Source organism: Bifidobacterium sp. A11 (assembly GCF_000499185.1).
Classification (GTDB): Bacteria; Actinomycetota; Actinomycetes; order Actinomycetales; family Bifidobacteriaceae; genus Bombiscardovia; species Bombiscardovia mizhiensis.
In genome coordinates this window covers 36,174-60,024 of sequence record NZ_AWUO01000010.1, presented here as the reverse complement: position 1 = coordinate 60,024, position 23,851 = coordinate 36,174, and the positions used below count along the sequence as shown (strand labels likewise).

Sequence of the window (23,851 nt, the reverse complement as noted above, 5' to 3'; positions counted from 1 at the left end):
CTCCGGCGCTGACCTGCACGTAGGTGAAGTCCTCCGGCAGGTCTGGGTACGTGTTGCGATCGGGTGTCTTCACCCTGCCCGGCGTATTCCGATAGTCGGTGTTTGTCCCGTCGCCGAGCTGGCCAGAGCCGTTGGATCCCCAGGCGTAGGCGTTCCCGTCGCTGCCCACCGCCAAGGAGAAACCATAGCTGGGGTTTGCTGATCCGCTGATCTGGCTGAATCTGATGCCGCGGCTGGCGTTGTCTGGCGGGGTGATGGTCGTGGGTTCCCTGCCCAGCTGGCTGCCCTTGTCGGGGCTGATGCTCCACTTGGTGTTCCGGCCTGCCGGCGTCCAGTGGGCGGCCAGGGTCAGGTCCTTGTCGACGGGCCTGCTGAAATCGTAGGCGACCTGACCGGTGAACCATCCGTCGAATAGGAAGCCTTCCCGCGCCGGGTCGGGGGAGGGCCGCTTCGCCCTCCCGTATGGGGCGGGGACGGTCTGGTCCGCTGGTTTCGGGTTTCCGCCTCCCGTGTCGAAGCGGACCGTGAACGCGGATCGTTGTCCGGCGCCTCTGGTCAGCGGCTGGTCGACCGTGTACGCAAGGCTCCTGGCGAAAGGCTGCCCGTCCTGCCTGCCCGTGATAAGGATGGCGGCCGGCCCGGGCTTATGGTCGGGCATGCCCGCCTGCCAGGAGCCGTTGCTCCTGCTGAGCGGCAATGCGTGGCCGTCCAGGCTGGCTGATTCCAAGGTGGGCGCCTGGACGGTGCCTAGCCTGACGGGTTTGCCGGGCTGGCCCTGCCCGTCCAGGCTCCACGCGAGCACGCCGCCCTGCCTGCTGACGGCGCTGATCCTGCCGCCGGCAGCGGCGGCCCGCACGTACTGCTGGCTCCCGTCGTCTGCGCGCTTGGGGGTCTTGCCGGGCTGCCAGGCCCAGACGTGGCCGTCCGCATCAGTGATGGCGGCCTGGTCCTTGTTGGCGGCGGTCGAGCTGGCCTGCGCGCCGTCCGGCAGGCTGAGCTGGATCATGGCGGCAGTGCCGTCTGGCAGGTACCGGGCCTGCCCGTCCGCGTCCAGGAGGAGGAACCCCTGGCTGAGGGCCTGGGCTTGGACGATGCGCATGCCCGGGTCCTGCTTGACGCGTGCGGGCTTGGCTTTCCCGGTCTTGCTCATCTCCCAGGTCCAGGCTAGCCCGTCAGCGTCCACGATGAGCGCCTGGCTGGCGGAGGCCGCAGCGGTGACGGCCTGCGCTTTCTCGGGCAGGCTGGCTGCGGCCTGCTCCAAGAATTTCGGGTTCAGGCTTTGGCTGTCGGCCTGGCTGGTCCGGAAAGCGTGGATTTGTCCTTGTTGGTCCACGGCCAGGAGCCGATTATCGTTCATGCTGATGCTGGTGAACCCGGCATCCTTGCCGGTGTCGAGGATCACGGGTGTTGCTTGTTGGCTGTTCCAGGTGTAGATGTGCTGGTCTGATCCTAATGCGGCCTGCGATCGGCTGTCGGCTGCAACCTGCAGGTAGTGGAACCCGTCGGATGCTTGGGCGGGGGAAGGCACCTGTTTGGGCGTGCCGTCCTGCGTCCAGGTGTGGATGCGGCCGTCGCCGGCCAGGCCGAGGAACCGGTCTCCAGCGGCGTGGATGCTGGCGAATTGAGGTTCCTGCCTGTGGGGCGGGCTGATGGTCAGCCGGGCGCCGGAGGCGGGACCATGGTCAGGGTTCAGCGTCCAGTCCGTGGTTTTCGACCATTGGGCTTTCAGGGTCGTGTCCTGGAGGATGGGGGTCCGGAGGTCGAAAGGCTGGCCGTCAAGCGTCCACCCGTCGAACCGGAAGCCTTCACGCTGAGGGTTCTGTTGCGGGGGAGCGGCGAGGGTGCCGGTTTTCACGGTTGACTGGGTGGGCTTGTTTCCATCAACCATGTCGAAGCGTACTACGTGCGTGGCTTGATTATCCGTCTTGCCAGATGGTTTGGCAGGAGCGGCGTCTGTGCTGCCGGGTGTTCCCGTCGTCGATGACGGGGGTTCTGGTGTGGGGCTTAATGGTGTGGTTGGTTGTATTGGCGAGGGCGAGGATAGCGGGGTGTCTGGTGTGTTGCTGGGGAGAGTGCCGGGGGTTTGCTCAGCTACGCGAGGGGTCTGACCGACCCCCCCCCCCGGTGTGGATGGGAGCGTCCGCCTGGGCGGATGCGACGCCCAAGCCGGCCAGCATTCCCAGCAGGACGGTCATCATCGCCAGGATGCGGCGCAGACGGGAAACCAGATGCATCAAACCAAAACCCCTTCACCAGACACCAAGCGGTATCAACACCGCCTGTTTATCAAAGTTCTGCCTGCCAGCGCCAACCCTGCATCGGATTGCATGAGTTATTGGCGCAAGCCAGCCGTCTTCTCGACATCCCCCGCCTTTCACCCTACCACCCAGCCAGCAAAGAACACACGAGATGCAAATGCACGGCGGTGGGCCTTAAGCAACAACTGATCCCATCTTGCCTGGCAGATAGAATGAACAGACAACACGTCACGGCCGCTGATCGGCCGATAAGGAGCATGACTATATGACCGGAAACGTTACCGACACCGTCATCACCCTCAACAATGGGGTCAGCATCCCCCAGCTGGGTCTCGGAGTCTTCCAAACACCTGATGGCGAGGCCACCAGCCAGGCCGTCACCTGGGCCCTGCAGGCGGGCTATCGCCACATCGACACAGCCATGATCTACGGCAACGAGCAGTCCGTGGGGGAGGGGCTGCGCCGCTCCGGGGTTGACCGGCGGGATGTCTTTTTGACCACCAAGCTCTGGAATGACGACATCCGTGCAGGGCGGGCCAAGGAAGCCTTCAAGGAGAGCCTGGACCGGCTGGGAGTGGACTACCTGGACCTCTACCTGATCCACTGGCCCGCCAAGGGCTGGCAGCAGGCCTGGGAGGACATGGAGGAGCTCTACACCCAGCGGCGGGTGCGGGCCATCGGGGTCTGCAACTTCCAGAAGCACCACCTGGACGAGCTGCACACCATCAGCGGCACCAAGCCGGCGGTCGACCAGATCGAGTCCTCGCCCCAGTTCGTCAACGACGACCTGATCGACTACTGCCATGGCACCCTGCGTGTGGACGTGGAGGCCTACAGCCCCCTGGGCGGCACCGGCGGCAACCTGCTGGCCGACCCCAGGCTCAAGGCCATGGCCGAGCGCTACGACCGCTCCCCGGCACAGATCGTGCTGCGCTGGCACCTGCAGCGCGGGGTCATCGTCATCCCCAAGTCCACCCACAAGGAGCGGATCGAGCAGAACGCGCAGGTCTTCGACTTCGAGCTGAGCGATGAGGACATGAAGGCCATCACCGCCATGAACAGGGACGAGCGCACCGGCGCGGATCCCGACAACTTCGACTTCTGAGGGATGGTGGTACAGGAGGAGACCCGACCTTGAAGGCGGGGCCTCCTCCTGGGACCCGGCGGAAGCCCCAACCCTTCCACCTGGCCTGGTCTCTATGGTAAAGGATTTGTGACGATTCAGCTAATCGGCATTGCCGCTGATGGCTTCGTCGTCGGCCTCCTGCTCCTGGGGCGAACCTGAGATGTCGCGGTGGATGGACTGCATCTGCACCTCGATGTTCTGCAGGGAGCGGGCGCAGTCCAGCAGGGTCTGCGAATGCTCGGCCAGGCGGGCGTCGGGCAGGTCGGACTTGTAGCGCAGCTGGTGCTCCAGGGAGGCCCAGTAGTCCATGGCGATGGTGCGGAACTGCACCTCGACCGGCGTGTAGTGGGGGCCCGAGGTCAGGAAGACCGGCACGGCGTAGATGACGTGCAGGCTGCGGTAGCCGTTCATCTTGGGGTTGCGTATGTAGTCCTTGACCCTCAGCACCTGGATGTCCGACTGGTCGGAGAGGTAGCGGGAGACCGAGTAGACGTCGTCCCGGTAGTTGCAGATGACGCGCACGCCGGCCACGTCGAAGATGTGATCGCGCACCGAGGGGATGGTGACGGGCAGGTTCTTGCGGTGCAGCTTGCCGATCAGGGAGTCCACGCTCTTGAGCCGGCGCTCCATGTGGTGGATGGGGTTGTGGCTGAACCGGACCTGGAATTCCGTGTCCAGCACGTCCAGCTTGGTCGAAATCTCGTACATGGCCCCCTCGTAGGTCTGCATGAGATTGACGAATTCCGTTATCTCGTCGATGTCCAGCTTGGGACGGTCCTTTTCGTCCAAGTCCGACAGTCGCTGCTTCATTTCGGATGCGCTCATGGCACTGTTACGGTCGAGTATCACATGAACCTCCCATGCCGCCGTTCGTAACCATGACTCATGGTACGCACAGGCCCCGATGGCCGCGGGACCCGACCTGCGCATACAATCATGGCTTATGGAAGCAGGCGAGGGCATGAGCGCGACCGCTCAGCGTAAGGACAGCAGGGGCGTCTACTATGTGCGGACCCTGGGCTGCCAGATGAACGAGCATGATTCCGAGCGGATCGCCGGGGTGCTCCGGGCCAAGGGCTACCAGCAGGCCACGCCCGAGCAGGTCCGCGCGCGCGAGGTGGACGTGATGGTGCTCAACACCTGCGCCGTGCGCGACAACGCCACCCAGCGCATGTACGGGACCATCGGGCGCTGGCACAGGTTCAAGCAGCACAAGCCCGACACGCGCATCGCTGTGGGCGGCTGCATGGCCCAGAAGGACCGGGAGCGGATTGTGAAGGCGGCGCCCTGGGTGGATGCGGTCTTCGGCACCAGGGACATCGGCTCGCTGCCCGGGCTTTTGGACAAGGCCCGCAAGGACGGGCGGCCCCAGGTGGGGGTTACGCAGGAGCTGCGGGATCTGCCCGGGCGGCTGCCGGCGGTCAGGGCCTCGCGCTCGCAGGCCTGGGTGTCCATATCGGTCGGCTGCAACAACACCTGCACCTTCTGCATCGTGCCCTCGGTGCGCGGACGGGAGCGGGACCGGTCCATGGAAGACATCCTGCAGGAGGTTGAGGACTGCGTGCGCTCCGGGGCCCGCCAGGTGACCCTGCTGGGGCAGAATGTCAACTCCTACGGCTGGTCCACGGGGGACCGCTACGCCTTCGCCCGGCTCCTGCGTGCCTGCGGCCGGGTGCCCGGGCTGGAGCGGATCCGCTTCACCTCGCCCCATCCGGCGGCCTTCACCGACGATGTGATCGCCGCCATGGCCGAGACGCCCACGGTCATGCACCAGCTGCACATGCCCCTGCAGTCGGGCTCCGACCGGATTCTGCGGGCCATGAGGCGCTCCTACCGGTCCCAGCGCTTTCTGCAGATCCTGGACAAGGTGCGGGCCGCCATGCCCGATGCCCTCATTACCACCGACATCATCGTGGGATTCCCCGGGGAGACCGAGGAGGACTTCCAGGCCACCATGGACGTGGTGCGCCGGGCGCGCTTCTCGTCGGCCTTCATCTTTGAGTATTCGCCCAGGCCCGGCACCCCGGCCGCCCGCATGCCCCAGCTGCCCAAGGCCGTGGTCCAGGACCGGTTCGAGCGGCTGCAGGCCCTGCAGGAGTCCATCACCATGGAGCATATGCAGGACTTTCTGGGCAAAGAGGTGGAGGTGCTGATCGGCGACGGGCACGGCCGGCATGACGGCAGCACCCACCGGGTGACCGGGCACGAGCGCACCGGGGTGCTGGTCCACGTGGGTGTGCCCCAGGGGATGCCTGCGCCAAAGCCCGGGGATCTCGTGACCTGCACCGTCACCCAGGCCGGGCCCCACTATTTGATCGCTGACCCGGATCCCCGGGCGGGGCAGGTCTATGACATCCGCTGAACCCCGCATCATCTCCATCGTGGGTCCCACAGCCTCGGGCAAGACCGCCCTGGGCGTGGCCCTGGCACAGGCTCTCCAAGCCCGCGGGCAGGAGGCTCATATCGTCAATGCCGATGCCTACCAGATGTACCGGGGGATGGACGTGGGCACGGCCAAGCCTTCGGCAGGGGAGCGGCAGGCGGTGGTCCACCACCTGATCGACATCATCGAGCCGGAGGAGGCCATGAGCGTGGCCCGCTTCCAGGCCATGGCCCGGTCCCTGATAGCCGACCTGCGGGCGCAGGGAATCCGGCCGATCTTGGTCGGCGGCTCCGGGCTCTATACCCGGGCGGTCATCGACGATCTGTCCTTCCCCGGCACCGACCCGGCGGTCAGGGCCAGGCTGGAGGAGCGGGCCCAGGAGGAGGGACCCGGGCTGCTCTTCCGCCAGCTGCAGGAGCGGGACCCGGAGGCTGCGGCCCGGATGGATCCCCGGAATGTGCGGCGGACCGTGCGGGCTCTGGAGGTCATGGAGATCACCGGACGGCCCTATTCGGCCAGCCTGCCCCGATACCGCTACCTGCTGCCCGCCCTGCAGCTGGGGCTGGACCTGCCCCGGGAGGAGCTGGATCGCAGAATCGACCGACGCACCCAGGCCATGCGCGACCAGGGGTTGGTCGATGAGGTGAGCCGGTTGCGCAACCGCCTGGGGACCACGGCCTCACGCGCCCTGGGCTATCAACAGATTCTGGACTACCTGGACGGCCGCACCGACCTGGATGCCGCCTTCGAACTGATAGCGCAGAAGACCAAGCGCCTGGCCCGCAAGCAGATGGGCTGGTTCGGCCGGGATCCGCGCATCCACTGGCTGAATGCCCTGGCTCCGGACCTGGCCCGGCAGGCCCTGGACCTGGTGGACCAGGCCGACCAAGGCTGCTTCGACCAGGCGGACGCCCAGGCCGACCAGTCGGACCAGGGGAGGGTGACCAGACACCATTTGGGCGCGCTTTGACTTCAAGTACTTGAAGTTCCTAGGCTGGACGGGTATGACCACCATCATGCAGCCCCAGGCTGAAACCCAGACCGACCAAACCCAGACCGCCCAGGAATCCGGGCCCTGGTACACCATCCGCCAGGCCTCGCTCATGTCGGGGATGCCGGAGACCACCCTGCGCTATTACGAGACCATCGGCATCATTCCGCCCATCGCCAGGGACCCCTCGAGCGGCCACCGCTGCTACAGCCAGGAGGATCTGGACCTGCTGGAGACCATCTCCTGCCTGAGCGCCACGGGCATGTCCCTGGAGCACATGCGGGAGTATCTGGGCAACCGTGCCGCGGGAGCCCAGGCCGCCGGACGGCAGATCGAACTCCTGGACGAGCAGGGGCGGCGGCTGGACCAGCGGATGGCCGACCTGCAGGCGCGGAAGCGCTATGTGCAGCTCAAAATACAATACTGGGGTCACGTCCGCGACCACGACCAGGCCGGGGCGACAGAACTGATCAACCAGAGTGCCCAGATCATCGAGGCCGCCAAGCGCAGCGGCAACGAGCGGCTGCTGGGCTGAGGCTGCTGGGCTGAGGGTGTCGGCTCAGTGGGCTGGGCCCTGGTCCCAACCGGCGATCAGAAATATTCGGGTTGGGTTGACCGGGCGGACCATGCCCGCGATCAGGGCCTGCAGGTCGTCGATGTTGCCCCGAAGCGCTTGCTGGAGGACCCGGCGGTGGGCGGTCGGATCAGCCCGTCCCCAGTCCAGGTCCCAGCCGGCATCGTGGGACAGGCGTGACAGGAAGATGCGCAGGGTCATGCCGTCACAGTCGGTAAAGGGATGCAGGTAGGAGAGCTCGTCGTAATAGTGGGCCAGGCGTTCCACGAAGACCGGACGGTCCAGGCTGGCCAGGTTGCGTTCGGCCGCCAGCTCCTGGCCGATGGCTGCCGCTCCCTGCTCCAGCATGGCCGCCGGGTACAGGCTGGCGTCGTCCTCTGGTTGAGGTCGGCGCAGCGCTCGCTCTTCCGGCAGGCTGGGCAGCAGCCGGCGGTGGATGGCCCGCAGCTCTGCAAGATCGCCCTCGGTCGCCCAAGGCCGCTGACAGACCAGGATGGTTCGCAGAAAGAGGGCATCCACATTGGCGTTCGTACTATTGCTCTGGGCTTCCAAGCGTCGGGCTGTGTCGGCCAGTGCCTCAGTCTGCTTCCTGCCGGCCATGAAGTCGCTGGCTGCCTGCAGGGCTGAAGGACCGGGATGACGGTCATCCAGAAGCAGGTTGCGCAAGGCGAAGGCCACAGCGCTCTGACGTTCGGCTGGTGTCATGCCAACGATGCTAGCCCTGGCGGCCCCCCGTCTGAAAGAGTTGTGCACACTGACCCGGCGGGCCCGATGCGGACCGGGGTTCTGGGTAGGCTGAAAGGGTTATGACACGTAAGCAGCAAGCAGACGCACGCGGTCGCGGCCGGACCGCATCCAAGGACAGCCAGGACCCGGAACCTTTCTGGCACAAGGCCTTGCTGGCCCTGCCCCGGGGCCTGGGGTCCCTGGTGCGCGCCGTGGCCGGCAAGAACGGCGACAACTCCGCCTACCGCAAGGACGGGCTCTGCTTTGTGCTGGTCATTCTGGCCGTGCTCTTCTGCGCCAGTGAATGGTTCCGAGTGAACGGCTTCCTGGGACGGGGACTGCATGCCCTGGCTGCGGGCGTTCTGGGCCTCTGCAGCATCATCCTGCCGGTGGTCCTGCTCTTCGCGGCCTTCCGGCTGGTCTGCTACACCGGGCGCGAGGCGGGCAACCTGCCTGTGGTGGGCGGCCTCATGGTGGTGCTCTGGTCGGTCTGCTCCATTCTGGATGTGCTCATGGCTTCGGACCATCGTGGTTTCGACATGAGGGCCATCAGCGGCTCAGGCGGCCTTCTGGGGTTCTTCCTGGGTTCGCCTCTGGCCTGGGGGCTGTCCAAGGTCTTCGCCGTCATCATTTTCGTCCTCGTGGCTATTTTCGGCCTCTTCATCACCTTCAGATTCCATATGAGCGACCTGGTTGCCTTGCTGCGCGGCAAGAGGACCCAAGCCTCGGGCTCGGCTCAGGCGCAGACCGCTCCCAACGAGGTCAGGCTGGGCGATGACACCCTGCCCCTGGCGCCCGGCGTGCCCACCCACGAGGAGCAGGATCAGGAGGATGCCCAGGATTCCGGCCGAGGCGGGGTGGCCGGCTGGTTCAGTCGCTTGCTGCATGGCCGCATCGGCAAGGACACGGACACCCATCTTGAGCGTTACGAGGCTGACGAGCCCTTCTCCCAGGCGGCTTCGCTGGAGGGGGCTGACCAGGCCGACCAGGGTGATCAGGTGTCCACGCAGAACATGCCCGCGGTGGAGGCCCCGGCCACGGCCGCCCTTCTGGATGCCAGGGAGCAGGGGCACCCCAAGGTGGATCCGGCTGCCCTGTCCGGCGTGGGGGCCTCGGATCCTTGGGCCGCTGCCGCTGCTGCGGCCGACACCGTGCAGATGGATGCCCAGCCCGCTCCGGCCGCAGGGAACGAGGCTGCTGGCGCTCAGGCTGCAGAAGCGTCAGGTTCCTCAAACGACCGCCAGGTGGACGAAAGCCGGCCCTACGTGCTGCCCAGCACGGACCTGCTGGTCAAGGGCAAGCCCCATGCGGTCAGGACCTCGGCCAACGACGCGGTCATCAAGGCCCTGCAATCGACCTTCCAGCAGTTCGACGTGGACGCCAAGGTGGTCGGTTTCCTGCGCGGCCCCTCGGTCACCCAGTACGAGGTGGAGCTGGGCCCGGGCGTCAAGGTGGAGAAGGTCACCAACCTTCAGCGCAACATCGCCTACGCGGTGGCCAGCTCGGACGTGCGCATCCTGTCGCCCATCCCGGGCAAGTCGGCCATCGGCATCGAAATTCCCAACGTGGACCGCGAGATCGTCCACCTGGGCGACGTGCTGCGCTCCGACAAGGCCAAGCAGGACGACAACCCCATGATGACCGCCGTGGGCAAGGACGTGGAGGGCCACTATGTGACCGCCGACCTGACCAAGATGCCCCACCTGCTGGTGGCCGGCGCCACGGGTTCGGGCAAGTCCAGCTTCATCAACTCCATGCTGGTTTCGCTGATCATGCGGGCCACGCCGGAACAGGTCCGCCTGATCATGGTGGACCCCAAGCGCGTGGAGCTGAGCGCCTACGCCGGCATTCCCCACCTGCTCACGCCCATCATCACCGAACCCAAGAAGGCCGCCCAGGCCCTGGAATGGGTGGTCAAGGAGATGGACGCCCGCTACGACGACCTGCAGTTCTTCGGATTCCGGCACATCAAGGACTTCAACAAGGCTGTCCGCGAGGGCAAGGTCCACGCCCCCGCCGGCTCCAACCGCAAGGTGGCCCCCTACCCCTACCTGGTCGTGGTGGTCGACGAGATGGCCGACCTGATGATGGTGGCCAAGAATGACGTCGAGAGCTCCATTCAGCGGATCACCCAGCTGGCGCGTGCCGCCGGCGTCCACCTGGTCCTGGCCACCCAGCGGCCCTCGGTGGATGTGGTCACCGGCCTGATCAAGGCCAACATTCCCTCCAGGCTGGCCTTCGCCACATCGTCCTCAACGGATTCCCGGGTCATTCTGGATGCCACCGGCGCCGAGACCCTGATCGGCCAGGGCGACGCCCTCTTCCTGCCCATGGGCCAGGCCAAACCCACCCGCGTTCAGGGAGCCTGGGTTTCCGAGTCCGAGATCCGCAAGGCGGTGGATTATGTGCGCACCCAGCGCAAGCCCCACTACCGTGAGGACATCGAGCAGATGGCCGACAAGGCCGACCACAAGAACGAGATCCAGGAGGAGATCGGCGACGATATGGACGAGCTGCTCCAGGCGGCCGAGCTGGTGGTGACCACCCAGTTCGGATCCACCTCCATGCTCCAGCGCAAGCTGCGTGTGGGCTTCGCCAGGGCGGGGAGGCTGATGGACCTGCTGGAGTCGAGGGGAATCGTAGGGCCATCGGAGGGTTCCAAGGCCCGCGAGGTGCTCATCCAGCCGCCGCAGCTGCAGCAGGCCCTGGCCTTCATCCGAGGCGACGCCCCCTCCATGGATCCCGCCCCGGATGAGCAAGCGCAGGGCTGAACATCGGCCCAAAAAACTGGGCCTGGTCTACCGTTATGATGAAACTGCCGCCCGGCATCTCTTGCTGGACGGCCCGAGCGCACGAGTATCGCGTATAAGGAGTGGCAATGCAGGAGCATGCCGAGTCAGAGACCGGTCGTGAGAGGCGCAGGCTTCTCGAAGGATGGAATTCACCCCCAAACCTGGTCACTTACACCCGTATCCTCCTGGTCCTGGTCTTCATCGCCCTGGATCTGATGGCCGGTCCCTGGGGCGAGCGCAGGCCTGGCATGCGGTGGACCGCCGCTGTGCTCTTCATCCTCGCCGCCTCGACCGACAAGCTGGACGGGTGGCTGGCCCGCCGGTACAACCAGGTGACCGAGCTGGGCAAGCTCATGGATCCCATCGCCGACAAGCTGCTGATCTGTTCGGCGCTGATCGTGGCCTCCGTCTTCGGTGAGCTCTGGTGGTGGGTCACCGTGCTCTTCCTGGTGCGCGAGCTGGGCATCACCCTGCTGCGGGTCCTGGTCATCAACAAGCAAGGGCGGGTCATCGCCGCCTCCCAGGCTGGCAAGTACAAGACCCTGTTTGAATGCATCGGCCTGGGCATGCTCATGATGCCCCTGTCGGCCGTCTGGCCCTGGTACCTGGTGGCCACCCGTGTGGTCATTCTGGTGGCCCTGGCCCTCTGCCTCTACTCGGGAGCGGAATACGTGATGGGGATGCGGCGATGATCGGCAAGAGCGTGCAGGGACGTTGCGACGACCTGGCTGGACGGATCATCGACACCTGCCGTGACTCGGGCCTGCTGCTGGCCGCCGCCGAATCGCTGACCGGTGGGCTGCTGGCCGATGCCTTCGTCAGGATTCCCGGGGCCTCAGACGTCTTTCTTGGGTCGGCCGTCACCTACGACATCGCCGCCAAGGCCGCCATCCTCAAGGTGGACCAGGACCTGCTGGCCACCCAGGGTGCGGTCCATCCACGGGTCGCCCAGGAGATGGCCGAGGGCACGGCCAGGCTCTACACCAGGTCGGGGCACGAGGATACGGTCATTGGCATGGCCACTACAGGCGTGGCCGGCCCGGGCCCTGACGGGGACGATCCTGCCGGGCTGGTCTACATCGGTCTGGCCCTGCCCGTCCGGGTGATGGGTCGACGCATAGAGACCGGCCTGCAGTCCCACGCCTACCGGACCTATGCCTACGAGCTGCACCTGGATGGCGACCGCGAACAGGTGCGCCGGGGCACGGTCATGCGGATTCTGGACCAGCTGGATCGGGCCCTGCACTCGCGCGGCTGACGGCCTGATGTTCACAAGCCGATGCCGGACCTCGTGCATACGTGACCTTGGTCACAAAGCAAGCCTTTCGGGTTCCTCCCCTGGAATAATCCACCGGCTCGTCTGTTGGTCAGTGTGTAAGAAGTTGAACACGATAATGGCGAAAGGGGCTGCTATGGCCAGCACCGAGACCGTGATGACTCGAACCAACGATACCTATGATGTCAAGCCGGCCGCACCCGGAGTGGAGCGCAATGCGCGGGTTCGTGATCTGACGCCCGCCCAGCGTCGTGCCGTCGTCTTCGCCCAGCAGCAGGTGATCCGTGCCAAGGCTGCCAAGAAGGCCAAGGAGGAGCGCCAGGCCAACCTGAACAAGATGTGGATGGAGGAGGACGGCATGGAAGCTAGCCGTCAGCGGGCAGCCTCCAACAATGACGGCCGGGCCGTCACCCATACCGTCTCCCTGCGCGAGGCCCTGGGCCACGTGCTGCGCGAGCTGAGGACCAACGATCACAAGACCCTGCGTGAGGTCAGCGAGAAGGCCGGCGTGTCCCTGGGCTACCTGTCCGAGGTGGAACGCGGCCAGAAGGAGGCCAGCTCCGAACTGCTGAGCTCCATCGCCGACGCACTGGGTCTGGGTGTGCCACAGACCCTGCGGATGGTGGCGGACTACCTGGAGTCCACCCAGGAGTAAGCATGTCAGGTCCGGTCGGCTGACCCGGCGGACCGTTCTTGAGGGCGTCCGGTTCTGAGGAACCAGGCGCCCTCTTCTGCTGACTGTCGGTTGCTACCGTAGAAGGGTTGTGACAGGGTGGGTCTTGGACGAAAGGTGATGTCGGGTGCGTGAACGGGAATTCTGGCAGCTGCTGGAGGAGGTCTTCGGCCGGGTCTACGGACGCAGTCTGGCCCGTGATCAAAGGCTGACCGCCTTGGATGCCATGACCGTAATAGAGGCCCTGGATGCGGGTGTGGAGCCGCGCGTGGTCTGGAATGTGCTCTGCGATCAGATGGAGATTCCCGACTCCCGGCGCTGGGGGAAGGACCACAATGCGCCGCCCCTGCCGGCAGCCTGATCAGCGGGTTTTATCCTCCGCGAATTTATTTTCCATTCCAGGCGATTTTCGAACATTTGTTCGCATGGTCGGGTATACTGATACCCATGGTCCGGTGACCATCGGCACGTTCGACCACATCGGGCGCCGGGACCGCAGACAGGTTCCGACGGCGGATAGGCTGTCAATCGTGAGGTCGTCAATCAGGATGTCGTCATCGTGAGGTCGGTTACGAAGAAGGAGAGCCATATGGCACGTCAGAGCAACAGTGGCAAGGCGAAGAAGGAAGAAGAGGGCGGGATCGACCCCCGTCGCCAGGCAGCCTTGAACACGGCCCTCGCGCAGGTGGAGAAGAGCTTCGGCAAAGGTTCGGCCATGCGTCTGGGCGACAAGCCTGCCCAGGATGTGGAGGTCATTCCCACCGGGTCCCTGGCCTTGGACATGGCCCTGGGCATCGGCGGACTGCCCCGCGGCCGCATCGTCGAGATCTATGGTCCCGAATCCTCGGGCAAGACCACCCTGGCCCTGCACGCGGTGGCCAATGCACAGGCCGGCGGTGGAGTGGCGGCCTTCATCGATGCCGAGCACGCTCTGGATCCCGAGTACGCCAAGAAGCTGGGCGTGGACACGGACTCCCTGATCGTTTCCCAGCCGGACAACGGCGAGCAGGCGCTGGAGATCGCCGACATGCTGATCCGGTCGGGCGCCCTGGATGTCATCGTCATCGACTCGGTGGCCGCCCTGGTGCCCAAGGCCGAGATCGAGGGCGACATGGGCGACAGCCATGTGGGTCTGCAGGCCAGGCTGATGAGCCAGGCCCTGCGCAAGATGACCGGCGCCCTGTCCCAGGCCAACACCACAGCCATCTTCATCAACCAGCTCAGGGAGAAGATCGGCGTCTTCTTCGGCAGCCCGGAGACCACCACTGGCGGCAAGGCCCTGAAGTTCTACGCCTCGGTCCGCCTGGACATCCGCCGCATCCAGACGCTGAAGAACGGCGACGAGGCAGTGGGCAACCGCACCAAGGTCAAGGTGGTCAAGAACAAGATGGCCCCGCCCTTCAAGGTGGCCGAATTCGACATTCTCTACGGAGAGGGCATCTCCAAGGAGGGTTCGGTTCTGGACATGGCCCTGCAGACCAACATCGTCAAGAAGTCGGGATCCTGGTTCACCTACGAGGGCGATCAGCTGGGTCAGGGCAGGGAGAACGTCCGTCAGTTCCTCAAGGACAACCCCGGCCTGACCAAGGAGATCGAAGATAAGGTCAAGGTCGCCTTCGGCCTTATTCCTGCTCCTTCCGAGGACGACAAGGCCGATCAGGCTGATGCTGACCAAGGCAGCAAGGAAGACGATTCTGCTCCTGTCGACGTCAACACCACTGTGCCCACGGCCCAGGCTGCATGACCCGATGATCTCGGCCGAGGACTTCCTCAAGGAAAATCCGGTCCGACTGGCGCAGACCGAGGATCCTGCCGACTCCAGCACAGAGTCGAAGAATCCTCGGTCGGACCAGTTGCAGCCAGACCCCGCAGCTGCGCCTGCTTCATCAGATTCGGTGTCAGTCCTCGATCCTGCTCCTGAGCAGAAAGATGACAGCTTCAAGGAGGACAGCCGCCCAGTGCAGTCTCCTGTCCTGGGTCTTGGGCATGGCGCCCGATTCGGAGGCAGTCTGGAAGATGCAGACAGTGCTGCCAATGCCGATATGGGTGATGAATCCCTGGCAGGTCGCCATTCTCGTGGTCACCGTTCTGCTCGTGGTTCCGATAGAAGAACCCGCCGCCGTAGCCGTCGCCCACGTGCCGGCGGCTTTGGCGGCGGGTCCGCGCCTGCAGCTCCGCGAGCAGATGCCGATGATGCGGATGCTTGCCGGGAGGCTGCTCTGACCCTTTTGGATGCGGCAGCGCGTTCAAGCGGGGCTCTGGCCCGTCGCCTGGTCGACAAGGGGTTTGATACGAACGTGGTCGATCAAGTGATCGACAGGCTGACCAAGTTGGGTCTGGTGGATGACCGGGCCTATGCCCAGGATCTTCTGCGTTCCTGTCTGCATCGCACCATGGGGGAGCGGGGTGTGCTCTCGGAGATGACCCGCAAGGGTTTGGATCGGGGGCTGGCTGCGCAGGTGGTGGCCCAGGCCTCCCGTGAGGGGTTCTTCGTCGACTCCGCCTACGAGCTCGGTCGCAAGGTGGCCCGCAAAACAGCGGGACTTGATCTTAAAGTGCGCAAACGGCGATTCTGGAGTGCTGGATCCCGCAAGGGCCACTCTCCCGGCCTCCTCAACCAGGTGGCAGCCGACCTTTTCGTCTCTGACGACCCTCTCGATTGAGGTGTGTCATGGACTTATCGGTATCCAGAATGAAAGCATGCAAGGCAATATGCGGCTATGGCTGTTTCCCTGAACTGCTGCTCTTGTTCTAGATCTGTTAGAAGGTGAAAGTGTCGGATGCTCAAAAAGAGTGAACTTCTGCAGGAAAATGCAGCACTGATAGCCCTTCTTAGAACCATTGGCAAATCTCATGACACCTGGAGCTCCATCGCTGAAAAGGTTGCACGTCAGGGTAGTGCTATCCAGGTCTTTGAACATGAGCTTGACCCGCAGCATCATCGGCTGGATGACCCCGACGAGGATGACGAATATGGCGACCGCACTCAGATGATGCTGTTGGGAGAGGATGACGTACCGGTTACCACGCAACGTCGTGTACAGCTCCTGCAGGCCCACAAAGAGGCAGAAGCCTTGGTTCACAACTGGGAAAAGCATGGTTTGGATATGGTGTCGGTCCTCGACGAACGGTATCCGTTGAGCCTGCGTGAAGTCGTCGATATGCCTCCGTTTCTGTTTTCCAAGGGGCGTTTCCTCAGCCCCAATCAACAGGATTTAGGTGTCAGCGTCGTCGGTTCGCGCAATGCAGGACCGGAGGCCTTGCACTTCGCTTCTGATGTCGCAACAATGCTCGTGAGTAAAGGTCTGACTGTCATCGCCGGCCTGGCCCTGGGTGTGGATGCTGAGGCCCATCATCGTGCTCTGCAGGAGCATGGCCGTACGGTGGCTTTCATCGGTACGGGCATAGGGAAGTACTATCCTGCAAAAAATCGCCAATTGCAGGATCTTATCGGACGTAAAGGGCAGGTGTTTTCGCAATTTTGGCCTTGGCAGGAGCCTGCAAAGTGGACCTTTCCTGCGCGTAATGCCACTATGAGCGGCTACGGTATCGCTACGGTCATTGTTGAAGCCCATGAGTATTCCGGCACCCGTGTTCAGGCTCGGCAGGCTCAGCATCATGGCCGGCCGATCATAATTCGCGACGTTGTAGTTGACCATACGGAATGGGGCAATCGTTTGGCCCATAAGCCCAATGTTTATGTCGTATCCAACGTTGATGATGTGGCCAGGGCCATCAACTCGATACAGAGGGTCAATGGTGAGTTACGAGACGCAATCAAAGGTCTAATTGCCCAAGCCAGTGACTATGCCAAACGTGTCTTATTGGTCTGACTACAGCCGACCTTTAATAATCGCAAGCATCAAAGCAGCTGAGGGGAAGAAGATGAGACCTCTCATATACCCCGGGTTCTGTCATCGGCCGGATGAAAATCCGGACGACGGATGGCCATCCATCTCGACCTGACGTTGCCGCCAGGCTCTAGCGGCCTACCCGAAGGCGGGACGAGCAGCCCCTGAATGCCTTCTGCTTGGCCTTGCTCCCGATGAGGCTTGCCATGCGGTCGGCGTTACCGTCGACCCGGTGGTCTCTTACACCGCCGTTTCACCCTTGCCCGCCTTTAGAAGGCGAGCGGTCTGTTCTCTGTTGCGCTATCTCTCAGGTCGCCCTGGGCGGACGTTATCCGCCATCGTGCTCTGTGGAGCCCGGAAGTTCCTCAGCCCTTCCCAGGAGGAGGGGCCGCGGCCATCCGAGAGGTCTCGGGGATTCAGCATAGCGGAACTGAACGACCTGACCAACGGCCAGGATCCCGCTCTGGCCTCAAGCTCAATCAGTGAGTCAGCCCCGCTCTTCGGATACAATCGGAAGCACAGTCGATGGTGACCAAGTCCGCCATCGCACCAGCGGTTCGTCCGCTCACAAGTGCAAGGAGATTCCCATGGAGATCGTCATTACCGGTCGACATACCCAAATCAAGCAGCGGTTCCGCGATGTTGTGGACAGCAAGATGAACAGGGTGACGGCCATCGCCCCCGATGCCCAGCGCATCCAGGTCGTTCTGACACATGAAGGCAATCCCCGCCAGGCTGACAGCGCCAAGAGGGTGGAGCTCACGGTTCAGGCCGGCAAGACCGTGATTCGCGCCGAGGCCTCCAGCGCCGACGAGTTCAGCGCACTGGACATGGCCCTGGACAAGCTGACCCAGCGTCTGCGCCGGGTTCGCGACCGCCGCAAGGACCACCGCCGCGGACTGGAGCATCCGCCCCTGCCCGCCGATCTGCCCGTGGATGACCAGCCAGGCGATGAGGGCGATCAGGGAGACCAGGGCCAGGAGTCCAATCCCGACAACAGCGCCCAGAGCGCCGTGGCCTCGGACCTGGCTCCGGGCCAGTCGGTCGAGGTGCAGGTGGGGGACACCCCCATCGTCATCCGCCGCAAGCTGCACATCGCCGAGCCCATGAGCATCGACGAGGCCCTCTACGAGATGGAGCTGATCGGCCACGACTTCTTCCTCTTCGTCAACAAGGAGACCCAGCGGCCGTCGGTGGTCTATCGCCGGCACGGATGGAGCTACGGCGTCTTCGAGATCGATACGCCTGAGCATGTAGGCCAGAAGAAGTAACAGCAAAACGGATAGACGAGCGGATATTGAACTGTGGGGCGATTCCCCGGCGGCAAATTGGCCTGACGCGCGGAGAATCGCCCTTCTTCAATGCCCTGTCCGGCTGCCAAGGCCGCAGTTGGGTTTATGGAATAATCGGTTTCGAGAAAATCGGTGCATTCGCGTAAGATAATCAAGGTCTGGGCCTACGTCAGCTGAGGGCGTGCGAAGGCCATAAAAGAACGGTAGGGAGCGCAACGTGGTAGCAGTCTTGGACAAGGTCCTCCGTATGGGCGAGGGTCGTCAGATTCGCAAGCTTCAGGGGGTGGCCAAGGCGACCAACGCCTTCGAGGATCAGATCTCGGCCATGTCCGATGAGGAGCTCAAGGCGCAGACGCCTAAGTTCAAGCAGCGACTGGAGAACGGCGAATCCCTCGATTCCCTGATGCCCGAAGCCTTCGCCACGGTTCGCGAGGTTTCCAAGCGCACTCTGGGCCAGCGGCACTTCGACGTCCAGCTGATGGGCGGCGCGGCCCTGCACTGGGGCAACATCGCCGAGATGAAGACCGGCGAGGGCAAGACCCTGGTGGCCACCCTGCCCAGCTATCTGAATGCCCTGGAGGGCAAGGGCGTGCACGTGGTCACGGTCAACGACTACCTGGCCTCCTACCAGAGCGAGCTCATGGGGCGCATCTTCCGCTTCCTGGGCATGAGCGTGGGCTGCATCATCACCGACCAGCGCCCCAACGAGCGTCGCAAGCAGTACCAGGCGGACATCACCTACGGCACCAACAACGAATTCGGCTTCGACTACCTGCGCGACAACATGGCCTGGGACAAGGACGAGCTGGTCCAGCGCGGCCACCATTTCGCCATCGTGGACGAGGTGGATTCCATCCTGATCGACGAGGCACGAACTCCTCTGATCATCTCCGGACCCGCCGAGGGCGATGTGACCCGATGGTACCGGCAGTTCGCCAAGCTGGTTCCCAAGCTGACCCGGGACGAGGACTACGAGGTCGACGAGAAGAAGAAGGTCGTCGGCATTCTGGACCCCGGCATCACCAAGGTGGAGGACTACCTGGGCATCGACAACCTCTACGAGCCCGCCAACACCGCCCTGATCGGGTACCTGAACAACGCCATCAAGGCCAAGGAGCTCTTCCTGCGCGACCGCGACTACGTGGTCCAGAACGGCGAGGTCCTGATCGTGGACGAGCACACCGGCCGTCTGCTCAAGGGCCGCCGCTACAACGAGGGCCTCCACCAGGCCATCGAGGCCAAGGAGGGTGTGGAGGTCAAGGCCGAGAACCAGACCTTCGCCACCATCACCCTGCAGAACTACTTCCGCATGTACGACAAGCTGGCGGGCATGACCGGAACGGCCGAGACCGAGGCCGCCGAGTTCATGAACACCTACAAGCTGGGCGTGCTGCCCATCCCCACCAACAAGCCCATGATCCGCAAGGATCAGGACGATCTGATCTACCGCTCCAAGAAGGAGAAGCTGGCCGCCATCGTCCGGGATGTAGCCAAGCGGCATGCCAAGGGCCAGCCCATCCTGCTGGGCACCGCATCCGTGGAGTCCTCCGAGGTGGTCTCCTCCCTGCTGGACGTGGCCGGCATCGACCACCAGGTGCTCAACGCCAAGCAGCATGCGCGCGAGGCTGCGGTCGTAGCCGTGGCAGGGCGCAAGGGCGCCGTGACCGTGGCCACCAACATGGCCGGGCGCGGCACTGACATCATGCTGGGCGGGAACGTGGAGTTCCTTGCCGATCAGAAGCTCAAGGAGCAGGGCTACTCGCCCGACGACACCCCCGAGGAGTATGAGAAGCGCTGGCCCAAGATGCTGGATTCCGTCAAGGAACAGGTCAAGGATGAGCACGAGGAAGTCGTCAAGCTGGGCGGCCTCTACGTGCTGGGCACCGAACGGCACGAGTCCCGCCGCATCGACAACCAGCTGCGCGGCCGTTCCGGCCGTCAGGGCGACCCCGGTGAGTCCAGGTTCTACCTGAGCCTGGAGGATGACCTGATGCGCCTGTTCAACACCCAGCTGGTGGCTCGCATGATGTCCTCCAAGAGCCTGCCCGAAGGTCAACCCATCGGTACCAAGAGCGTCTCCAAGGGTGTGCGCAATGCGCAGAAGTCCGTTGAATCCCGCAACTACGAGATCCGCAAGAACGTGCTCAAGTACGACGATGTGATGAACAAGCAGCGTCAGGTCATCTACGGCGAGCGTCAGGCCGTGCTCAAGGGCGAGGACATCCACCAGGACATCCTCCGCTTCATCCGTGAGACCGTGACTTCATACATCCATGGGGCGCAGAACGGCTCGGACAAGCCTCAGGAATGGGATGCCGACGGGCTCTGGAAGGCGCTGGCCTCCGTCTATCCGATCAGTCTCGACCAGGATGAGAGCATGGACTCCCTGGAGGGTCTGAAGGGTGACAAGGCCGTCAAGGCCCTGGCGGACAAGATCGTGGAGGATGCTGAGTCCATCTACCAGAAGCGCGAGGATGAACTGGGCGAGAAGGGCTCAAGGCAGCTGGAGCGCCAGGTGGTCCTCTCCGTCCTGGACAGCAAGTGGCGCGAGCACCTCTACGAGATGGACTACCTCAAGGACGGCATCGGCCTGCGCGGCATGGGTCAGCGCGACCCCCTGGTCGAGTACCAGCGCGAGGGCTACCAGATGTACAACTCCATGATCGACGCCATCAAGGAGCAGACCGTGCAGCTGCTCTTCAACGTGGACCTCAAGCAAATTGCAGCCAGCCAGGAGAACGAGCGGCGGGCCCGCGAAGAACGCGAGGAAAACGAGGGGAGCCAGTCCGAAGAGGTCAACTACCAGGCGCCTGAAGAGCCTGATGCCGAGGATGAGACCACCGATATCGACGAGACGGCCGAGGAGCGTGATGAGGATGCCCCGGCGGGCAGCGTCCAGGAGGACTCGGACGAGGATGTCGCTGACGCGCAGTCGGGTCTGAGCACGTCCGCCGAGGACTCGGAGGCTCCTGACGCTTCGACCCCGGCTCCGGTCGGGCCTGCGCCCATCAGCCATGCCGAGGGCAAGGTTCCTGCCAATAAGAGGCCCAAGGCCGTAGAGGATCACTCGCCTTGGGCCGATGGCCGCACCTTCCCGGGCACACCTCGCAACGCCCCTTGCCCCTGCGGTTCCGGACGCAAGTACAAGATGTGCCACGGTCAGAACGAGAAGAAATGACAGGTACGCGTAAGCATTAGCGGCTTCTGCAGATAGGGTTGCTGATCTGGTTGACGGCCATCGCTCGCAAGGGCGGTGGCCGCTTTCATATATTGGATTGCCAATTTCCATATATTGGTAGCAAAGTGACCAAAATATGGGATGGCCTTGTGCAGGGGAGGGGCAGGGCAGTAAACCTAGAGCAAACAGCGGGGCATCCGGCCCCGCTTCTTCAAAGGGAAAAGAGTCATCATGCGGCCACTTAGCTGGAAATCCGTCCTGAACTCCTTGGTGTCCGGTCGACACCTGAGCGCGGATGAGGCCGAGTGGTGCATGAACGACCTGATGGACGGCAATGCCGACCCGGTGCAGGTGGGCGCTGCCCTGTCCATGCAGTCCACCTTGGGGCTGACCAGCCCTGAGGTCGAAGGGGCCGCCAAGGCCATGGTGGGCCATGCGGTGCCGCTGAAGGTCAGGGGTGACGTGACCGACATCGTCGGCACCGGCGGCGATGGGGCAGCGACGGTCAACCTGTCGACCATGGGCGCCATTGTGGCTGCCGCAGCAGGGGTCAGAATCGTCAAGCACGGCAACCGGGCCGCATCCAGCAAGAGCGGCACCGCCGACTGCCTGGAGCAGCTGGGTCTGCCCTTGGATCTGCCGCCGCAGGAGGTGGCTGCCATGGCTGACCGCTACGGCATCACCTTCGTCTTCGCCAAGACCTTCCACCCTGCCATGCGGTTTGCTGGGCCTGTTCGCTCGTCGCTGGGCATCCCGACCGTCTTCAACCTGCTGGGTCCCCTGACCAACCCGGTCAACCCGCGCTATGTGGCCATCGGATGTGCGCAACGTCAGCTGAGCCCCATGATGGCCCAGGTCTATGCCTCACGCGGCCAGGAGGGCATGGTCTACACCTCGGTCGAGGGCCTGGACGAGATGGCCCCGACCGGTCCGGTCTCCATCTGGGAGATTCACCAGGGCAAGGTGGAGGAACGCTCCTTCGACCCGACTCGTGAACTGGGCCTCGACCCGGTGGACTTGGATGACCTGCGCGGCGGCGATCCGGCCTTCAACGCCAGTGTCGTCAGGGACTTCCTGGCTGGAAAGTCGGTTCCTTCGCGTTCCACGGCCCTGCTCAATGCGGCCTCGGCCATCGTGGCTGACGGCACGCAGATCGACGCCGGTCCCGAGGCCGACCTGAACGTGCGGTTTGCCCAGGCCTATCAACTGGCCACCGAGGTTGTGGACCAGGGCAGGGCCGCCGACCTGCTGGCAGCCTGGATCCACGGAGCCCAGGAAGCGCAGTCCCGCTGCCAGCAAGAGAATCGGGCATCCCGTCCGGTCTTAGTCTAGGTTCGCGGCTGCCAAGCCTGTTCGGGCCTCGCCGGCTGATCTCTCTGCCAGCGAGGCCCGAACTGTTTTGGAGGCTTGTATACGGCGGCACACGGCATTATCGCCGGTAGTGCCGTTGGTCGTCATCGAAGAGCCCGCTTGAATCGTCGCGGAAATTCTTCCGGTCGATGATCAGTCCTGCGATGCCTATCAGCAGGAGCAGGCCCGCCAGCAGGCCGGTCAATCCGGACCAGCGGGGGATGAAGATGGTCAGGAAGAAGCAGACCAGGCCCAGCGCCGTCATGATCATGAAGGCCACCCGCCTTCTGCCCAGGTCGCTCAGGTCGGGGTTGGGCGGCACAAAGTTCGACGACTGATCCATGACCTCGTCGGTGTCCAGCCAGCTCCTGCCTTGGAAATCGCGCGGTCCTGAGCCGCCGACGAAGGAGTCGCGCTTCAGGTCCTCTGCCCTCAGTGCCGCCTTCTTCTCGGACTTTCGAGCCTTCTTTTCAAATTCCTTGGCCGTCCTGGACGATTCCAGGGAACCCAGCTCGTCAGCGTGCGAGTTCAGGAAGTCCGCCCACTCTTCGTCCCCCTGTGGGGAGCCGGTTCCCGCCTCGCTGTTATACTGTTTCCCGGCGTCGTTATGCTTGTGCTCGGTCATAGAACCATCGTAACCTCGGCCACACGCATTCGCTACCAAGGAGTCTCTGTGCTGTACTGGTTCTTCGTCAAACTGCTCGGTCCGTTGGCGCGTACCTGGTTCAAACCGACCGTTGAGGGCACGGAGAACATTCCCAAGCAGGGGGCTGCCATCATCGCCTCCAACCATCTGGCCGTCATCGACGACGCCCTCCTGCCCATCACCTGCCCTCGGATGATCCACTTTATGGGCAAGGCCGAGTATTTCAACGGCAAGGGGATAAAGGGCAAGTTCAAGAAGTGGTGGTTCAGCTCGGTCGGAGTCTTCCCCGTGGACAGATCAGGCGGCTCCAAGTCGCTGGGAGCCATGGAAACGGCGCGTTCCATCCTTGAGCACGGGCACATCTTCGGCATCCATCCGGAGGGGACGCGCAGCCCGGACGGCAGGCTCTATAGGGGGCACACCGGGGCGGCGCGGCTGGCCTTTGAGACCGGGACGACGGTGGTGCCGGCAGCCATCATCGGCACCAGGCAGCTTCAGGAGCCCGGCCATGTGCTTCCGCATAAGGGTAGAACCAAGGTCATCTACGGCAAGCCCATCACGGTGCCCTATGTGCCGGTCAACAGCCTCACCCATGAGGAGATCCGCAACCTGACCGACCGGATCATGCAGGAGATCCAGGAGATGAGCGGGCAACGATACGTGGACGTGTATGCCCAGGTCATCAAGGCGCATGACAACCACGAGAACACTCAGGAGCTGGACTGACTTCCCAAG

At 63.8% G+C, this 23,851-nt stretch carries 21 protein-coding genes and 1 other RNA gene; 16 read left to right on the top strand and 6 right to left on the bottom strand.

Annotated elements, in window-relative coordinates; translation table 11 throughout:
- A partial coding sequence (locus P273_RS0107595; RefSeq protein WP_029676303.1) for an InlB B-repeat-containing protein occupies window positions 1-1,888 on the bottom strand: 1,888 nt, incomplete at its 3' end.
- Between the two features lie 199 nt (window positions 1,889-2,087).
- The gene (locus P273_RS10055) at window positions 2,088-2,234 is read right to left on the bottom strand and encodes a hypothetical protein (protein ID WP_172637261.1); all 147 of its coding nucleotides are present in this window, start codon (window positions 2,232-2,234) and stop codon (window positions 2,088-2,090) included.
- Window positions 2,235-2,523: 289 nt separating this feature from the next.
- Between P273_RS10055 and P273_RS0107585 the strand changes: the two genes are divergently transcribed.
- Window positions 2,524-3,363, top strand: coding sequence for an aldo/keto reductase (locus P273_RS0107585; RefSeq protein WP_024627855.1), 840 nt, complete (start codon window positions 2,524-2,526; stop codon window positions 3,361-3,363).
- Between the two features lie 120 nt (window positions 3,364-3,483).
- Here P273_RS0107585 and P273_RS0107580 read toward each other — a convergent pair whose 3' ends face one another.
- Window positions 3,484-4,194 (bottom strand): GTP pyrophosphokinase family protein, encoded by a 711-nt coding sequence (locus P273_RS0107580; protein WP_045924161.1) that lies wholly within the window; start codon window positions 4,192-4,194, stop codon window positions 3,484-3,486.
- A gap of 151 nt (window positions 4,195-4,345) precedes the next feature.
- On the opposite strand from P273_RS0107580, the gene miaB reads away from it, so the two are divergent.
- Genes miaB through P273_RS0107565 form a run of 3 tightly spaced genes read left to right on the top strand, consistent with a single transcriptional unit; the run spans window position 4,346 to window position 7,293 of the window.
- Complete coding sequence (miaB, locus tag P273_RS0107575) at window positions 4,346-5,746, top strand: tRNA (N6-isopentenyl adenosine(37)-C2)-methylthiotransferase MiaB (RefSeq protein ID WP_367379021.1); 1,401 nt, start codon at window positions 4,346-4,348, stop codon at window positions 5,744-5,746.
- Window positions 5,733-6,737 (top strand): tRNA (adenosine(37)-N6)-dimethylallyltransferase MiaA, encoded by a 1,005-nt coding sequence (gene miaA / locus P273_RS0107570; protein ID WP_024627852.1) that lies wholly within the window; start codon window positions 5,733-5,735, stop codon window positions 6,735-6,737. Before miaB ends, miaA begins: the two co-directional genes overlap by 14 nt.
- 34 nt (window positions 6,738-6,771) lie before the next feature.
- Complete coding sequence (locus P273_RS0107565) at window positions 6,772-7,293, top strand: MerR family transcriptional regulator (protein ID WP_024627851.1); 522 nt, start codon at window positions 6,772-6,774, stop codon at window positions 7,291-7,293.
- A gap of 24 nt (window positions 7,294-7,317) precedes the next feature.
- On the opposite strand, the gene P273_RS0107560 is transcribed toward P273_RS0107565, so the two are convergent.
- Complete coding sequence (locus P273_RS0107560) at window positions 7,318-8,037, bottom strand: Fic family protein (protein WP_024627850.1); 720 nt, start codon at window positions 8,035-8,037, stop codon at window positions 7,318-7,320.
- 101 nt (window positions 8,038-8,138) lie between these two features.
- Between P273_RS0107560 and P273_RS0107555 the strand changes: the two genes are divergently transcribed.
- From P273_RS0107555 to P273_RS0107520, 8 genes are all read left to right on the top strand, one after another.
- Entirely contained in the window at window positions 8,139-10,829 is a 2,691-nt protein-coding gene (locus tag P273_RS0107555) for a DNA translocase FtsK (protein ID WP_024627849.1), read from the top strand.
- A gap of 107 nt (window positions 10,830-10,936) precedes the next feature.
- On the top strand, window positions 10,937-11,542 hold the full coding sequence (pgsA, locus tag P273_RS0107550) for a CDP-diacylglycerol--glycerol-3-phosphate 3-phosphatidyltransferase (RefSeq protein WP_024627848.1): 606 nt from the start codon (window positions 10,937-10,939) through the stop codon (window positions 11,540-11,542).
- A complete protein-coding gene (locus tag P273_RS0107545) occupies window positions 11,539-12,108 on the top strand; it encodes a CinA family protein (protein ID WP_081709319.1) in 570 nt (189 codons plus the stop codon). The genes pgsA and P273_RS0107545 overlap by 4 nt, the downstream gene beginning before the upstream one ends.
- A gap of 175 nt (window positions 12,109-12,283) precedes the next feature.
- Entirely contained in the window at window positions 12,284-12,781 is a 498-nt protein-coding gene (locus P273_RS0107540; RefSeq protein WP_024627846.1) for a helix-turn-helix domain-containing protein, read from the top strand.
- Between the two features lie 145 nt (window positions 12,782-12,926).
- Window positions 12,927-13,160, top strand: coding sequence for a DUF3046 domain-containing protein (locus tag P273_RS0107535; RefSeq protein ID WP_024627845.1), 234 nt, complete (start codon window positions 12,927-12,929; stop codon window positions 13,158-13,160).
- A 228-nt stretch (window positions 13,161-13,388) separates the two neighbouring features.
- A complete protein-coding gene (gene recA, locus P273_RS0107530) occupies window positions 13,389-14,543 on the top strand; it encodes a recombinase RecA (RefSeq protein WP_024627844.1) in 1,155 nt (384 codons plus the stop codon).
- Window positions 14,464-15,462 carry a regulatory protein RecX gene (locus P273_RS10175; protein WP_253269595.1) on the top strand — a complete coding sequence of 333 codons (999 nt, stop codon included), beginning with the start codon at window positions 14,464-14,466 and terminating at the stop codon, window positions 15,460-15,462. The genes recA and P273_RS10175 overlap by 80 nt, the downstream gene beginning before the upstream one ends.
- 117 nt (window positions 15,463-15,579) lie before the next feature.
- Window positions 15,580-16,632, top strand: a complete 1,053-nt coding sequence (locus P273_RS0107520) for a DNA-processing protein DprA (protein WP_024627842.1) — start codon at window positions 15,580-15,582, stop codon at window positions 16,630-16,632.
- A 50-nt stretch (window positions 16,633-16,682) separates the two neighbouring features.
- Here the strand turns inward: P273_RS0107520 and rnpB are convergent.
- An RNA gene (gene rnpB / locus P273_RS09595) (RNase P RNA component class A) lies at window positions 16,683-17,060 on the bottom strand.
- 177 nt (window positions 17,061-17,237) lie between these two features.
- On the opposite strand from rnpB, the gene raiA reads away from it, so the two are divergent.
- The 3 genes from raiA to trpD all read left to right on the top strand — a co-directional run bounded on the left by raiA (window position 17,238) and on the right by trpD (window position 22,452).
- Window positions 17,238-17,921, top strand: a complete 684-nt coding sequence (raiA, locus tag P273_RS0107515; protein WP_024627841.1) for a ribosome hibernation-promoting factor, HPF/YfiA family — start codon at window positions 17,238-17,240, stop codon at window positions 17,919-17,921.
- A gap of 238 nt (window positions 17,922-18,159) precedes the next feature.
- Window positions 18,160-21,120, top strand: coding sequence for a preprotein translocase subunit SecA (gene secA / locus P273_RS0107510; protein ID WP_024627840.1), 2,961 nt, complete (start codon window positions 18,160-18,162; stop codon window positions 21,118-21,120).
- Between the two features lie 231 nt (window positions 21,121-21,351).
- Entirely contained in the window at window positions 21,352-22,452 is a 1,101-nt protein-coding gene (trpD, locus tag P273_RS0107505) for an anthranilate phosphoribosyltransferase (RefSeq protein WP_024627839.1), read from the top strand.
- A 97-nt stretch (window positions 22,453-22,549) separates the two neighbouring features.
- On the opposite strand, the gene P273_RS09320 is transcribed toward trpD, so the two are convergent.
- Window positions 22,550-23,095, bottom strand: a complete 546-nt coding sequence (locus P273_RS09320; protein WP_024627838.1) for a hypothetical protein — start codon at window positions 23,093-23,095, stop codon at window positions 22,550-22,552.
- A 48-nt stretch (window positions 23,096-23,143) separates the two neighbouring features.
- On the opposite strand from P273_RS09320, the gene P273_RS0107495 reads away from it, so the two are divergent.
- Entirely contained in the window at window positions 23,144-23,842 is a 699-nt protein-coding gene (locus P273_RS0107495) for a 1-acyl-sn-glycerol-3-phosphate acyltransferase (protein ID WP_024627837.1), read from the top strand.
- Window positions 23,843-23,851 lie beyond the last annotated feature (9 nt).

Bases quoted from the DNA above. Each gene is read 5' to 3' on its own strand.
- raiA (WP_024627841.1), top strand. From the start codon at position 17,238: ATGGAGATCGTCATTACCGGTCGACATACCCAAATCAAGCAGCGGTTC.
- miaB (WP_367379021.1), top strand. From the start codon at position 4,346: ATGAGCGCGACCGCTCAGCGTAAGGACAGCAGGGGCGTCTACTATGTG.
- P273_RS0107565 (WP_024627851.1), top strand. From the start codon at position 6,772: ATGACCACCATCATGCAGCCCCAGGCTGAAACCCAGACCGACCAAACC.
- P273_RS0107585 (WP_024627855.1), top strand. From the start codon at position 2,524: ATGACCGGAAACGTTACCGACACCGTCATCACCCTCAACAATGGGGTC.
- P273_RS0107520 (WP_024627842.1), top strand. From the start codon at position 15,580: ATGCTCAAAAAGAGTGAACTTCTGCAGGAAAATGCAGCACTGATAGCC.
- P273_RS0107545 (WP_081709319.1), top strand. From the start codon at position 11,539: ATGATCGGCAAGAGCGTGCAGGGACGTTGCGACGACCTGGCTGGACGG.
- P273_RS0107555 (WP_024627849.1), top strand. From the start codon at position 8,139: ATGACACGTAAGCAGCAAGCAGACGCACGCGGTCGCGGCCGGACCGCA.
- P273_RS10175 (WP_253269595.1), top strand. From the start codon at position 14,464: ATGCTGACCAAGGCAGCAAGGAAGACGATTCTGCTCCTGTCGACGTCA.
- recA (WP_024627844.1), top strand. From the start codon at position 13,389: ATGGCACGTCAGAGCAACAGTGGCAAGGCGAAGAAGGAAGAAGAGGGC.
- P273_RS0107560 (WP_024627850.1), bottom strand. From the start codon at position 8,037: ATGACACCAGCCGAACGTCAGAGCGCTGTGGCCTTCGCCTTGCGCAAC.
- P273_RS0107580 (WP_045924161.1), bottom strand. From the start codon at position 4,194: ATGAAGCAGCGACTGTCGGACTTGGACGAAAAGGACCGTCCCAAGCTG.
- trpD (WP_024627839.1), top strand. From the start codon at position 21,352: ATGCGGCCACTTAGCTGGAAATCCGTCCTGAACTCCTTGGTGTCCGGT.
- miaA (WP_024627852.1), top strand. From the start codon at position 5,733: ATGACATCCGCTGAACCCCGCATCATCTCCATCGTGGGTCCCACAGCC.
- P273_RS0107540 (WP_024627846.1), top strand. From the start codon at position 12,284: ATGACTCGAACCAACGATACCTATGATGTCAAGCCGGCCGCACCCGGA.
- P273_RS10055 (WP_172637261.1), bottom strand. From the start codon at position 2,234: ATGCATCTGGTTTCCCGTCTGCGCCGCATCCTGGCGATGATGACCGTC.
- P273_RS09320 (WP_024627838.1), bottom strand. From the start codon at position 23,095: ATGACCGAGCACAAGCATAACGACGCCGGGAAACAGTATAACAGCGAG.
- pgsA (WP_024627848.1), top strand. From the start codon at position 10,937: ATGCAGGAGCATGCCGAGTCAGAGACCGGTCGTGAGAGGCGCAGGCTT.